At 72.5% G+C, this 13140-nt stretch carries 10 protein-coding genes; 8 read left to right on the forward strand and 2 right to left on the reverse strand.

Annotation, left to right across the window (positions count from 1 at the left end; all coding sequences use genetic code 11):
- The first annotated feature begins 88 nt into the window (after positions 1 to 88).
- Both ACZ6ZN_RS15010 and ACZ6ZN_RS15015 read left to right on the forward strand, forming a co-directional pair.
- Positions 89 to 952 (forward strand): biotin--[acetyl-CoA-carboxylase] ligase, encoded by an 864-nt coding sequence (locus tag ACZ6ZN_RS15010; RefSeq protein ID WP_469646307.1) that lies wholly within the window; start codon positions 89 to 91, stop codon positions 950 to 952.
- A 235-nt stretch (positions 953 to 1187) separates the two neighbouring features.
- Complete coding sequence (locus ACZ6ZN_RS15015) at positions 1188 to 2294, forward strand: adenylate/guanylate cyclase domain-containing protein (protein WP_469646309.1); 1107 nt, start codon at positions 1188 to 1190, stop codon at positions 2292 to 2294.
- A gap of 12 nt (positions 2295 to 2306) precedes the next feature.
- On the opposite strand, the gene ACZ6ZN_RS15020 is transcribed toward ACZ6ZN_RS15015, so the two are convergent.
- The gene (locus ACZ6ZN_RS15020; protein ID WP_469646311.1) at positions 2307 to 3146 is read right to left on the reverse strand and encodes a hypothetical protein; all 840 of its coding nucleotides are present in this window, start codon (positions 3144 to 3146) and stop codon (positions 2307 to 2309) included.
- 216 nt (positions 3147 to 3362) lie between these two features.
- On the opposite strand from ACZ6ZN_RS15020, the gene ACZ6ZN_RS15025 reads away from it, so the two are divergent.
- The 3 genes from ACZ6ZN_RS15025 (at position 3363) to hutH (ending at position 7138) form a co-directional block, all read left to right on the forward strand.
- The gene (locus ACZ6ZN_RS15025; RefSeq protein ID WP_398106858.1) at positions 3363 to 4163 is read left to right on the forward strand and encodes an enoyl-CoA hydratase/isomerase family protein; all 801 of its coding nucleotides are present in this window, start codon (positions 3363 to 3365) and stop codon (positions 4161 to 4163) included.
- Positions 4164 to 4345: 182 nt separating this feature from the next.
- Positions 4346 to 5497: a GGDEF domain-containing protein gene (locus tag ACZ6ZN_RS15030; protein WP_451876639.1), complete on the forward strand. Its 1152-nt coding sequence runs from the start codon at positions 4346 to 4348 to the stop codon at positions 5495 to 5497.
- A gap of 102 nt (positions 5498 to 5599) precedes the next feature.
- Positions 5600 to 7138, forward strand: a complete 1539-nt coding sequence (gene hutH / locus ACZ6ZN_RS15035) for a histidine ammonia-lyase (RefSeq protein ID WP_469646913.1) — start codon at positions 5600 to 5602, stop codon at positions 7136 to 7138.
- A gap of 80 nt (positions 7139 to 7218) precedes the next feature.
- Here hutH and ACZ6ZN_RS15040 read toward each other — a convergent pair whose 3' ends face one another.
- Positions 7219 to 7533, reverse strand: coding sequence for an LPXTG cell wall anchor domain-containing protein (locus ACZ6ZN_RS15040; RefSeq protein ID WP_398106856.1), 315 nt, complete (start codon positions 7531 to 7533; stop codon positions 7219 to 7221).
- Between the two features lie 109 nt (positions 7534 to 7642).
- Between ACZ6ZN_RS15040 and ACZ6ZN_RS15045 the strand changes: the two genes are divergently transcribed.
- The 3 genes from ACZ6ZN_RS15045 (at position 7643) to ACZ6ZN_RS15055 (ending at position 13129) form a co-directional block, all read left to right on the forward strand.
- Positions 7643 to 7975 (forward strand): hypothetical protein, encoded by a 333-nt coding sequence (locus tag ACZ6ZN_RS15045; RefSeq protein ID WP_469646314.1) that lies wholly within the window; start codon positions 7643 to 7645, stop codon positions 7973 to 7975.
- Between the two features lie 274 nt (positions 7976 to 8249).
- Positions 8250 to 9500 (forward strand): L,D-transpeptidase, encoded by a 1251-nt coding sequence (locus ACZ6ZN_RS15050; RefSeq protein WP_451876641.1) that lies wholly within the window; start codon positions 8250 to 8252, stop codon positions 9498 to 9500.
- Positions 9501 to 9886: 386 nt separating this feature from the next.
- Positions 9887 to 13129, forward strand: a complete 3243-nt coding sequence (locus tag ACZ6ZN_RS15055) for a S8 family peptidase (RefSeq protein WP_469646914.1) — start codon at positions 9887 to 9889, stop codon at positions 13127 to 13129.
- Positions 13130 to 13140 lie beyond the last annotated feature (11 nt).

Raw genomic sequence — 13140 nt, forward strand, 5'->3', positions numbered from 1 at the left:
TCAAAAGGGGGGACGGTTACTCATCCGTAGAGTAGTGGGGTGCCTCCGCATCGGCAGTGCGGCGTTTACCACACCTAGGGTGGCTTGCATGACGCCGCGAGATGCATCAGAGCCGAACGGGAGCCGTTGGTCCGACCTGGACCGGCCGCCCCTCAACGTCACCGCCCTGCGCCGGGGCCTGGTGCGGGAGGGAGGGCTGTGGACCGGGGTCGACGTGGTGCAGCGCACCGGCTCCACCAACTCCGACCTCGTCGCCCGCGCCGAGGAGGGCCGGGCGGCGGAGGGCGCGGTGCTGATCGCCGAGGAGCAGACCGCCGGACGCGGGCGCCTGGACCGGCAGTGGACGGCGCCCCCGCGCTCCGGCCTGTTCTTCTCCGTGCTGCTCACCCCGCGCGAGGTGCCGGTGGCCCGCTGGGGCTGGCTGACCCTGCTCACGGGCGTCGCCGTGGCCACCGGCCTGTCCCGGGCCGCCGGCGTGGACACGGCCCTGAAGTGGCCCAACGACGTGCTGGTCACGGTGGGCGGCGAGGAGCGCAAGGCCGGCGGCATCCTCGCCGAGCGGGCCGGTGACGGCGGGGTCGTCATGGGCGTCGGCATCAACGTCACGCTGAGGGAGGACGAGCTGCCCGTGCCGACGGCCGGGTCGCTTGCGCTGGCCGGCGCGGTGAGCACCGACCGGGACCCGCTGCTGCGGGGCGTCCTCCGGTCCCTGGAGGACTGGTACGGCACGTGGCGTGCGGCGGAGGGCGACCCCGGCGTGAGCGGGTTGCAGGAGGCGTATGCCGCCGGGTGCGCGACGCTCGGGCGGGTGGTGCGGGCGGAGCTGCCGGGGGACCGGGCCGTACGCGGGGAAGCGGTGGCCGTGGACGGCGACGGGCGGTTGGTGCTGGCGACGGAGGCGGGCGTGGAGCCGGTGGGAGCCGGGGACATCGTGCACCTGCGGCCGGCCTGAGACGGAGCCGGGGGCCGGGGCCGGGGCCGAGTTCGGGCCCCCGCGGGTCGCGGACCGGCTGAACGGCCGGCCGGGGGTGCCCGGCCCGTCCGGCGCTCGACGAGAGGGCGTTCCGGCCGGACAGGGCCCGGCCCCGCACCCACCGGCCGAACCTGACGGAGTGAGCTGGCGCACACCTGCCGTAGAGTTGAGGCCGGTCGATACCTGACCGTGACAGATCGGAAGGGCAGCACGCGTGACCGTCGACGACTCGGGCTCCGGCACGGACGCGCAGGGCGCCGACTCCGGCGAGGATCCGCTCGCCCTGCGCCTCGAAGGGCTCATCCTGGGCGCCGAGCGCCGCTACACCCCGTTCCAGGCGGCCCGCAGCGCCGGCGTCTCCATGGAACTGGCCTCCCGCTTCTGGCGGGCCATGGGCTTCGCCGACATCGGCCAGGCGAAGGCCCTGACCGAGGCGGACGTCCTCGCGCTGCGCCGCCTGGCCGGTCTGGTCGAGGCGGGCCTGCTGAGCGAGGCGATGGCCGTGCAGGTGGCCCGGTCCACCGGGCAGACCACCGCGCGGCTCGCCGAATGGCAGATCGACTCCTTCCTGGAGGGGCTGACCGAGCCGCCGGAGCCGGGCATGACCCGCACGGAGGTCACGTACCCGATCGTCGAGCTGCTGCTGCCCGAGCTCCAGGAGTTCCTCGTCTACGTCTGGCGCCGGCAGCTCGCCGCCTCGGCCGGGCGGGTCGTGCAGGCCGCCGACGACGAGGAGATGGTCGACCGGCGGCTCGCCGTGGGCTTCGCCGACCTGGTCGGCTTCACCCGGCTCACCCGGCGCATGGAGGAGGAGGAGCTCGGCGAGCTGGTCGAGGCCTTCGAGACCACGGCCGCCGACCTGGTAGCGGCCAACGGCGGCCGGCTGATCAAGACCCTCGGTGACGAGGTGCTCTACGCGGCCGACGACGCCGGCACGGCCGCCGAGATCGCTCTGCGCCTGATCGAGACGATGGCGAACGACGAGACCATGCCGGAGCTGCGCGTCGGCATGGCGTTCGGCACGGTCACCACCCGCATGGGCGATGTCTTCGGCACGACCGTGAATCTCGCCTCCCGGCTCACGTCGATAGCGCCCAAGGACGCCGTCCTGGTCGACACGGCCTTCGCGGAGGAACTCATCCGCACGCAGGACGCGCCGTCCTCGGAGGCGGAGGCCGCCGAGGAGGCCGCGGCGGCGGAGAAGGAGGGCGAGGAGCCCCCGTCGTACCGGTTCGCCCTCCAGCCGATGTGGCAGCGGCCCGTGCGTGGCCTGGGCGTCGTGGAGCCGTGGCTGCTCACGCGCCGGGACGACACGCCGTAGGCGCGCCGCCCCTCAGGGGCGGGCGGCGAGCGGGGTGTCGACGCACAGGCCGATGATCGGCACGCACAGCCCGGGATCCCGCGGCTTCTCCGGCCTCTCCGGCCTCTCCGGCTCCTCGCGAGGGGGCGGCGGAGGCGCGGGGGTGGTCCGGCCCGGTGGTGCGGGCGGGGCCGGGGCGGGCTCCGGGGCGCCCGTCGGGGCGGCCGGGCCCGGGGCGCGGGGTGTGTCCGGCGCGTTCGGCTCCTCCGGGATGCCCGTGGACCCGGTGCCGGGCCCGTACCCGGCCCCGGGGGCCGTGGCAGCCGCACCGGGCGCCTCCGCGCCCTGCGGGCCGCCGGCGGTGGCGGCGGAGGTCGCGGCCGGTGACGCCCCCTTCGTGAACGGTGACGGGGTCAGGCCGCCGAGGGCAGTGGGCGACGAGGGGCCCGCCTCGGGCGCGGCGGGAGTGGTCGCGGCGGTGCCGCCGGTCCCGTCCGCGCCGGTCGTGGCCGGGCCGGGGAGGGGCCCCGCCTCGTGGGCACCGGTGCCGTCCGGGACCGGCTCGGAGGACAGGCGCAGCGGGCTCAGCGCGCCGGCGGCCAGGGCGAGCCCTCCGGCGGCGAGCAGCACCTTGCGGGGACGGGGCTTGCGGTGCCGCCCGCGCACCCGGGCCGTCAGGCGACCGCTCGCGGCTGCCGGTGCGCGTGCGGGTTCCCGTCCGTGTCCGGGTTCCCGTACGGGCCGGTGACCGAGTGCGGGTGCGGTCGGCGGGGTGGCGGGCTCGCGCGGGGTGGCCGGGCGGTGACGGCGCTGTGCCGTCGTGGTGGCCGTGTTCCGTCGTGGCTGTGGTGTCGCCGGTCTCTTCGTCGTCATGCGGTCGGTCCCTCCCCGATGCCCCGCGCCCCCGGGTGCGCCGTGGCTGACGCACGTTATGCGCTGCTCCCGGTGACCGGGCCCGAGTGGCGAGGACTTCACTCGAACGGGTGGGCGGGCCGGGGCGGGATCGGACGGGTCGGGCCTTCCGCCGGTGGGGCACGGCTGCGATGATCGGAGCGGTGTCTTGTTAACCCGCGTTAACCGGAGGGTGTCATGAGTGAGGAACGGTTCGGGGAGTTCGTGCTGGTGCGGCGGCATGAGCAGGGGCACGTCGCGGAGCTCGTCCTCGACCGGCCCAAGGCCATGAACGCCGTGTCGACGGAGATGGCGCGGTCCATCGCCGGTGCCTGTACGGCCCTGGGGGAGGACCGGGAGGTGCGGGCGGTCGTCCTGACCTCCACGCACGAGCGGGCGTTCTGCGTCGGCGCCGACCTGAAGGAGCGGAACTCGTTCAGCGACGCCGACCTGCTGCGCCAGCGGCCCGTGACCCGGGGGGCGTACACCGGGGTGCTGGAGCTGCCGGTGCCGACGGTGGCCGCGGTGCACGGCTTCGCGCTCGGCGGCGGGTTCGAGCTGGCCCTGGCGTGCGACGTGATCGTGGCGGACCGTACGGCCGTGGTGGGGCTGCCGGAGGTGTCCGTCGGCGTGATTCCCGGCGGCGGCGGTACGCAGCTCCTGCCGCGCCGGGTCGGGGCGGCCCGGGCGGCCGAGCTGATCTTCTCGGCGCGGCGGGTGGAGGCCGCGGAGGCGGGGGAGTGGGGACTGGTCGACCAGGTCGTCGAGACCGGCCGGGACCGCGACGAGGCGCTGGCGCTGGCCGCGCGGATCGCCGGGAACTCCCCGGTGGGTCTGCGCGCGGCCAAGCGGGCGCTGCGGCTGGGCCAGGGACTGGACCTGCGGGCCGGCCTGGAGGTGGAGGACGCGGCGTGGCGGGCCACAGCCTTCTCGGGCGACCGCGCGGAGGGCGTCGCGGCCTTCAACGAGCGCCGCAAGCCGGAGTGGCCCGGGGAGTGAACCCCGGAAGCGGACCCGGCGGCACCCCACCGGGCCCGCTCCCGCCCCCGGCGGGGGCCCGCTCCCGGCGGCAGGCGCAACCCGTACTGCCCGGGCTGCAGCAGCGGACCTCCCCGTGCTCGTTCCTCCCCGTTCGCGTCAAGAACAGGTCGGTTTGGCTGAAAACTCCCTAGCCTGGAGTGATGGGTGAGGACAGACGGCTGGTCGCCGTCGTCGCGTTGGCTCAGGGGATGGCGGCCGCGCACGGGTCACGTGAGGCGTGGCGTGCCGCGGCCCAGGGGGCCTGCCGGGCGCTGGGCGGGAGTTTCGCCGCGCTGTCGGTGTGGGAGCGGGAGCTGGGGCGGCTGAAGGTCCTCGTGAACGTCGGGGAGCTCGCCGAGGGGGAGGAGGAGTTCCCCGAGGACGAGTCCTACCCGGTGCACCAGTTCGCGGAGATCACCGAGTTCCTGCACGAGCAGTGGGCCGGGGGCGGGGAGCCGGACGCCTGGGTGGAGACCGCCGAGGGGCCCGCCGGAGGGCGGCCCGGGTACTGCCACCAGCGCGTCGCCGCCCTGCGCCGCCGCGGCCGCGGCTGCTGCGTGGTCGCGCCGATCGTGCTGCACGGCAGGGCCTGGGGCGAGCTGTACGTGGCCCGGCCGGTGGGCCGGCCCGTCTTCGGACGGGCCGACGCCGACTTCGCCACCGTCCTGGCCTCCGTCGTGGCGGCCGGCATCGCCCAGACGGAGCGGCTGGAGGAGGCCCGCCGGCTGGCCTTCACCGACTCCCTCACCGGACTCGCCAACCGCCGGGCCGTCGACGTACGGCTGGAGCAGGCGATCGAACGCCACCGGCGGGAGGACGCCGTGGTCAGCCTGGTCGTCTGCGACCTGAACGGGCTCAAGCGGGTCAACGACACCCACGGGCACGCGGCAGGCGACCGGCTGCTGGAACGGTTCGGCTCGGTGCTTTCGCTGTGCGGGGCGATGCTGCCGGGGGCGCTCGCGGCCCGGCTCGGCGGGGACGAGTTCTGCCTGCTCGCGGTCGGGCCGCCCGCCGACCAGGTGGTGAAGGCGGCCGGGGAACTGTGCCGCCGGGCGGCCGAGTTGGGGCTCGGCGACGGCGTGGCCTGCGGGGTCGCGTCCACCGAGGACCCGATCGGTCCGGTGCGCTCCGCGCGGCGGCTCTTCCGCCTCGCCGACGCGGCCCAGTACCAGGCCAAGGCGCAGCGGGCCGCGAAGCCGGTCGTCGCCGGCCGGGCCGGTCCCGACGACCCCGTCCTGCGGCTCGCGGACGAGCCGTCGAAGGAGACGGCCGACGGGGAGCGCCGGAGCTTCCGCGGCCGGCACGCCCCCTGAGCGCCGCGCGGGGGCCGGGCGCTGTGACGTATCGGTAAGGGGTGAACCCGGTCCCCAGTGGTGACACCATCGAATTCACTGCGTACGCTCCTGAATATGGATATGCACACTGTGGTGGTGGGGACGTCCGGGACGACGGCGTCCGACGTGCTCGCCGTGGCGCGTGCCGGAGCCCGCGTCGAGCTCTCCGGGGAGGCCGTGGCCGCCCTCGCCGCGGCCCGGGAGATCGTGGACGCCCTGGCGGCCAAGCCGGAGCCCGTGTACGGCGTGAGCACCGGCTTCGGCGCCCTGGCGACCCGGCACATCAGCCCCGAGCTGCGCGCTCAGCTGCAGCGCAACATCGTCCGCTCGCACGCCGCCGGCATGGGCCCGCGGGTGGAGCGGGAAGTCGTCCGGGCCCTGATGTTCCTGCGCCTGAAGACCGTCTGCTCCGGGCGCACCGGCGTGCGTCCCGAGGTCGCGCAGACCATGGCGGACCTGCTCAACGCCGGGATCACCCCGGTCGTGCACGAGTACGGCTCCCTCGGCTGCTCCGGGGACCTCGCGCCGTTGTCCCACTGCGCGCTCGCCCTGATGGGCGAGGGTGACGCCGAGGGCCCCGACGGCGTCGTGCGCCCGGCCGCGGACCTGCTCGCCGCGCACGGCATCCAGCCCGTCGAACTGCGCGAGAAGGAGGGCCTCGCCCTCCTCAACGGCACCGACGGCATGCTCGGCATGCTGATCATGGCCCTGGCCGACCTGGAGACGCTCTACCGGTCCGCCGACGTCACGGCCGCCCTGTCGCTGGAGGCCCTGCTCGGCACCGACAAGGTCCTCGCCCCCGAGCTGCACGCCATCCGGCCGCACCCGGGCCAGGCCGCCAGTGCCGCCAACATGCTCGCCGTGCTCCAGGGCTCGGGCCTGACCGGCCATCACCAGGACGACGCGCCGCGGGTCCAGGACGCCTACTCGGTGCGCTGCGCCCCGCAGGTCGCCGGGGCCGGGCGGGACACCATGGCCCACGCCCGGCTGGTCGCGGACCGCGAGCTGGCGGCCGCCGTGGACAACCCCGTCGTCCTGCCCGACGGCCGGGTGGAGTCCAACGGCAACTTCCACGGCGCGCCCGTCGCCTACGTCCTGGACTTCCTGGCCGTCGCCGCCGCCGACCTCGGCTCCATCGCCGAGCGCCGCACCGACCGGCTGCTCGACAAGAACCGCAGCCACGGGCTGCCGCCGTTCCTCGCCGACGACGCCGGTGTGGACTCGGGCCTGATGATCGCTCAGTACACGCAGGCCGCCCTGGTGAGCGAGCTGAAGCGGCTCGCCGTGCCGGCGTCGGCCGACTCGATCCCCTCCTCCGCCATGCAGGAGGACCACGTCTCGATGGGCTGGTCGGCGGCGCGCAAGCTGCGCACGTCCGTGGACAACCTCACCCGTGTGCTGGCCGTCGAGCTGTACGCCGCGACCCGGGCCGTCGAACTGCGCGAGGGACTCGCCCCGGCGCCCGCGACGCGAGCCGTCATCGACGCCGTACGGGAGGCGGGAGTTCAGGGGCCGGGGCCGGACCGCTTCCTGGCGCCCGACCTCGCCGCGGCGGACGCGTTCGTACGCGACGGGCGGCTGCTGGCCGTGGTGGAGAAGGTCACCGGGCCGCTGCTGTAGCGGTCGCGGCGAGCGGGACGAGGGGCCCTGCCGTTGGGCGGGGCCCCGTCACGCGCGGTCGGAGCCCGGCCCAAGTGCGGTCAGAGACCGAGCCGTTCCCGGCGGACCGAGTACACGACGAACCCGGCGCCCAGCGCTAGGCAGAACGTGCCGCCGATGACGTACGGCGTGCTGTCGAAGCTGCCGGTGTCGGCGAGCCGGGTCCCCGGCACGGAGGTGCCGGTCGTGGTGGCGGCGATCCTCGCCTGCTCCGTGACCTGCGGCGACGGACCGGCCGAGGCCGTCTCTCTCACCGGGCTCTCCGACGTCGCGTTGGCGGACGGGACGAACCACATGGCGCCCAGCAGGGACGCCGCGGCAGTGGCGGTCAGCAACGGGCGGCGGGCGGATGACACGGAATATCGATCCCCTTGTGACGTCGGCGAATTGGCCGTGTGGGGCGATGTTAGTGAAAGTCGCGGGTCACGGGAAAGTCACGTGTGGGCCTCGACGTACGCTCGCGCCATGAGCACTCCTGAGACATCACGTTTTGTACGGCTTCGGGTCGACCTCGTCCTCGAGGTCGACGACGCCGACGCGGTCACCAAGGCGGCGCTGCGCCGGATCGGCGAGGACGAGGGCATGCCGGCGGCCGAGCGGACCCATGCCGAGAGCGCTGTGACGGAAGACACCGCGGAGGCGCTCGCCTACCTCGTCGACCCGTTCGACCTGGTCAGCCAGGTGCCGGGGGTGGACCTGCAGCAGGCCTCCTGGAGTGCCGAGCGGATCGACCACGACCCCGATGCGCAGGACTGGGACCTCGACGAGGATGATGGGGACGACGGCGACGACGGCTGAGCGCGCGGGAGAACCGGCCCGGGCGGCGGCCGTCGCCCGGGGTCCTCGCCCCCTCGGCCGGCGCACCGGCCGCACCCGCCTCGTCCGGCACGGCCCACCGCGGACGTGTCGAGCCCCACACCTGTGCCACTGGGGAACCGGACCGACCGGTCGTAGCGTTGAAAGTTATCGACGGGGACTCCCGGCCGGGACTCACGCGGCGCCGCGTGGGCACTTGGTCCGTGGCGGGGGACTCGGGGTTCTGGGGAAATCGGCAACGATGGAGAAGCGTGTGATGACGGTCAGTAAGCGGCGCAGGGGCCTGACGGTCGCGTCCGCACTGCTCGGCGGAGTGCTGGTGCTCTCGGCCTGTTCCGGCGGCGACGACAGCGCCTCCGGCGGGGACGGTGGCGACAGCTCCCAGTCGAAGGTCGACGAGGCCGCGGCCAAGAAGACCTCCGAGGCCCAGATCAAGATCACGCCCAAGGACGGCTCGAACAACGCCTCGATCAACAACTCGGCGACCGTCACCGTGAGCAAGGGCACGCTCACGTCGGTGAAGATGACCACCGCCGACGGCACCGAGGTCAGCGGCCAGATATCCGCGGACAAGAAGAGCTGGAAGCCCAGCACGCAGCTGGAGCGGTCGACCGCCTACAAGCTGGCGGCGGAGGCCAAGGACGCCGACGGGCGCATCGCGCACGAGAACGCCTCGTTCACCACGGTCTCCCCGGCCAACAGCTTCATCGGCAACTTCACCCCGGACGACGGCACCACCGTCGGTGTCGGCATGCCGGTCTCGATCAACTTCGACAAGGCGATCACCAACAAGGCCGCGGTCCAGAAGGGCATCACGGTCACCACCACCGGCGGCCAGGAAGTGGCTTGCCACTGGTTCAACGCCAACCGCATGGACTGCCGTCCCGAGGACTACTGGAAGGAAGGCTCCACCGTCACGCTGAAGCTCGCGCTCGACGGTGTCGAGGGTGCCAAGGGCGTCTTCGGCGTCCAGCAGAAGACGGTCACCTTCAAGATCGGCCGCAACCAGGTCTCCTACGTCGACGCGAAGACCAAGCAGATGAAGGTCACGCAGGACGGCAAGGTCGTGCGGACCATCCCGATCTCCGCCGGTTCGCCGGAGAACAAGACCTACGAGGGCATCATGGTGATGTCCGAGAAGTTCAAGGAGACGCGCATGAACGGCGCGACCGTGGGCTTCACGGACGACGACGGCAAGGGCGAGTACGACATCAAGGACGTGCCGCACGCCATCCGCCTCTCCAGCTCCGGCACCTTCATCCACGGCAACTACTGGGGCGCGAAGTCCATCTTCGGCAGCGCCAACACCAGCCACGGCTGCGTGGGTCTCCAGGACGCCAAGGGCGCCAACGACCCGGACATGCCGGGTGCCTGGTTCTTCGACAACTCGATCCTCGGTGACGTGGTCGTCGTCGAGAACACCGGCGACAAGACCATCGCGCCGGACAACGGCCTCAACGGCTGGAACATGAGCTGGGCCGACTGGAAGGCCGGCTCGGCCGTCTGACGGACCGCCGGAACCACCCGCGCACGAAGGCCGCCGCCCACCCCTCCAAGGGCCGGGTGGCGGCCTTCGGCCGTTCCCGGACACCGGGCCGCGCCTCGTCAAGGAGCACACGCGGAGCCAACTCCGCTCATCCGTAACGGAGTTCCGGCGATCGTGTAACAGCCTGCCGACGGATCCCGCACCCCCCTCCCCGCTCTTGAGCAGCTGATCACCCCTCGGCATACTGCGTCCTCCGGGGGCGTACGCGCATGCGTGCGAGACCACCCCCGGCCGGGTGAACGGGGATTCGCCCGGTTCTTCTGCAAGGGGGAAACTTGCGCAGACAAGTGAAAAGGGCGTGCGCCGCCACGGTCGCGACAGCGGCGGCCGTGGCTCTGGCGGCGGGCATGACCGGCCCGGCGTCGGCGAACGGCGAGCAGGCGGCCGCGGCCGCCGCGCCGGCGACCCTGACCGCCAGGCACCACGTCACCCTCATCACCGGCGACCGGGTCACCCTGGACGCCAAGGGCCGCGTCGTCGGCTTCGAACGGGCCGAGGGCCGCGAGAACATACCGGTCCAGGTCCGCAGGCTCGACGGGCACACCCTGGTGATCCCGGCCGACGCGGCCCGGCTGATCGCCACCGGCAGGCTCGACCAGCGGCTCTTCGACGTCACCGAACTCGGCAGGTCGGCCACCCGCAAGGCCCAGAAGAAGGGCCTGAAGGTCATCGTCGGCTACCGGGGCGGCGCCGCCGCGGCCAAGGCCGACGTCCGGGACGCGGGCACCCTGCGCCACACGCTGAAGACCCTGAACGCCGACGCCGTGCAGACACCGCAGCAGGAGACGCCCGAGCTCTGGAAGGCCGTCACCGACGGCGACCGGACCGCCTCCGGCATCGCGCACGTCTGGCTCGACGGCGTGCGCAAGGCCAGCCTCGACAAGTCCGTCGCGCAGATCGGCGCGCCCAAGGCCTGGTCCGCCGGGTTCGACGGCAAGGGCGTCAAGATCGCCGTGCTGGACACCGGTGTCGACGCCACCCACGCGGACCTCCAGGGGCAGGTGGTCGGCGCCAAGAACTTCACCGCCTCGCCCGACGCCTCCGACAAGGTCGGCCACGGCACGCACGTCGCCTCCATCGCGGCCGGCACCGGCAAGAAGTCCGGCGGCACGTTCAAGGGCGTCGCACCCGGCGCGAAGATCCTCAACGGCAAGGTCCTCGACGACGACGGGTTCGGCAGCGACTCCGAGATCCTCGCCGGCATGGAGTGGGCCGTCGCCGAGGGCGCCGACGTCGTCAACATGAGCCTGGGCGGCGGCGACACGCCCGCGATCGACCCGATGGAAGCGGCCGTCAACAAGCTCTCCGAGGACAAGGGCGTCCTGTTCGCCATCGCCGCCGGCAACGAGGGCGACTTCGGCGAGCAGACCATCGGTTCCCCGGGCAGCGCCGCCGCGGCGCTGACCGTCGGCGCGGTCGACGGCAAGGACAAGATCGCCGACTTCTCCAGCCGCGGTCCGGGCCTGGACGGCGCCCTCAAGCCGGACGTGACCGCCCCCGGCGTGGACATCACGGCCGCCTCGGCCAAGGGCAACCAGATAGCCGGCGAGGTCGGCGAGAAGCCGGCCGGCTACATGACGATCTCCGGCACCTCGATGGCCACCCCGCACGTCGCGGGCGCGGCGGCGATCCTCAAGCAGCAGCACCCGCAGTGGAAGTACGCCGAACTGAAGGGCGCGCTCACCGGCTCCACCAAGGGCGGCGCGTACACGCCGTTCGAGCAGGGCTCGGGCCGCATCCAGGTCGACAAGGCCATCAAGCAGACCGTCATCGCCGAGTCGGCGTCGGTGAGCTTCGGGGTCCAGCAGTGGCCGCACACCGACGACAAGCCGGTCACCAAGGAGCTGACGTACCGCAACCTCGGTACGAAGGACGTCACGCTGAAGCTGGCGTCGGCCGCCACCGGCCCCAAGGGCCAGGCCGCCCCCTCCGGCTTCTTCACGCTGGGCGCGGCGTCGGTGACGGTTCCCGCGGGCGGCAAGGCCACCGTCCCCTTCACCGTGAACACCAAGCTGGGCGGCACGCTCGACGGCGCGTACTCCGCGTACGTGACGGCCACCGGCGGCGGCCAGAGCGTCCGCACGGCGGCGGCGGTGCAGCGCGAGGTGGAGTCGTACGACGTCACCGTGAAGCACTTCGGCAGGGACGGCAAGCCGACGATCGGCTACACCACCGAGGCTTCGGGTTATGCCGGCCTGGGCAAGGAGCGTTCCTACTCGGTGCCCGACGCGCCCACCGGCGCGGCCACCCTGCGCCTGCCCAAGGGCTCGTACCTGCTCAACAGCCTGATCGCCGAAGACATCGAGACGTTCGAAGGAGGCATCGACTGGCTTGTCCAGCCCAAGCTGGCCGTCACCAAGAACACCACGGTGACCATCGACGCCCGCAAGGCCAAGCCGGCCGACATCAGGGTTCCGGACGCCCAGGCCAAGCCGCTGTCCGCGATGGTCGACTACTACTACGACGCGGCAGACACAGGTCTCGGCATCGGTGTCGGCACATTCACCGACTTGCGCATGGCCCACCTCGGTCCGGAGGTGTCCGGGCTGAGCCAGGTCTGGAGCGGGCAGTGGGCCAAGGGCGACAGCGCCGAGTACAACGTCGCCACCTCGGCCAAGGTCAAGAAGATCCAGGGTGACAAGGTCCGGCACTTCAAGGCGAGTGAACTCGCCACGGTGAAGCACAACATGGGTGCGGCGGCATCCGGCAAGACCGGTGACCTGTTCATCCTGGGTCTGCTTCCCGACACCCTGACCTTCGCGCTCTCGGCGGAGCAGAAGCTGCCGAGCGCGCGCACCATGTACCTGTCGACCTCGGACAAGATCCAGTGGGCGTTCGACTTCACGCAGTACAAGGGCAAGGACGCCAACGGCGACGCGATCCCCGAGGCCGGGTACTCGCTCGACCCGCAGACGTACAAGGCCGGCCAGAAGTACACGAAGACCTTCAACACGGCGGTGTTCGGTCCGCGTCTGAACGCCGACTTCGGCATCTTCCGCAGGGGTAACGCCCTATACGGCTCGCTGCCGCTGTTCGCCGACGGCTCCGGGCACGCGGGCTCGTCCGAGTTCACGTCAGTCGCCACGAACCTCTACCGCAACGGCACCAAGGTCGGCTCCAACACCGACCCGCTGTCTGGCGAGGAGTTCAGGGTCGCCTCCGGGGACGCCGAGTACAAGCTGACAACGTCGGTAAAGCGAAGCGTCAAGGTCGCCGCTGCTTCGACTCGTATCGACGGCAGCTGGACCTTCCGTTCCAAGAAGCCGTCCGGTGACACGCGTGTGAAGCTGCCCGCTTCCACCGTCCGCTTCAACGCGGCCACCGGCCTGGACAGCAAGGTCCCGGCGGGCAAGCAGGTCACCGTTCCGGTCACCGTCGAGGGCGCGGCCAAGGGCGGCAACCTGAAGTCGCTGTCGGTGTATGTGTCGTACGACTACGGCAAGACCTGGAAGAAGCTCGACGTCAAGAAGGGCAAGGTCTCCTTCAAGAACCCGGAGAAGGGCAAGGCCATCTCCTTCCACGCCAAGATCGCCGACAAGAAGGGCAACAAGTCGACGATCTCGATCTACAACGCGTACTACGGCAAGTGATTCCAGCTTGA

It is taken from the genome of Streptomyces sp. NPDC053665, from assembly GCF_055585285.1.

Coding starts and splice junctions, on each gene's coding strand:
- ACZ6ZN_RS15050 (WP_451876641.1), top strand. CDS start 8,250: ATGACGGTCAGTAAGCGGCGCAGGGGCCTGACGGTCGCGTCCGCACTG.
- ACZ6ZN_RS15025 (WP_398106858.1), top strand. CDS start 3,363: ATGAGTGAGGAACGGTTCGGGGAGTTCGTGCTGGTGCGGCGGCATGAG.
- ACZ6ZN_RS15055 (WP_469646914.1), top strand. CDS start 9,887: ATGACCGGCCCGGCGTCGGCGAACGGCGAGCAGGCGGCCGCGGCCGCC.
- hutH (WP_469646913.1), top strand. CDS start 5,600: ATGCACACTGTGGTGGTGGGGACGTCCGGGACGACGGCGTCCGACGTG.
- ACZ6ZN_RS15010 (WP_469646307.1), top strand. CDS start 89: ATGACGCCGCGAGATGCATCAGAGCCGAACGGGAGCCGTTGGTCCGAC.
- ACZ6ZN_RS15045 (WP_469646314.1), top strand. CDS start 7,643: ATGAGCACTCCTGAGACATCACGTTTTGTACGGCTTCGGGTCGACCTC.
- ACZ6ZN_RS15020 (WP_469646311.1), bottom strand. CDS start 3,146: ATGACGACGAAGAGACCGGCGACACCACAGCCACGACGGAACACGGCC.
- ACZ6ZN_RS15030 (WP_451876639.1), top strand. CDS start 4,346: ATGGGTGAGGACAGACGGCTGGTCGCCGTCGTCGCGTTGGCTCAGGGG.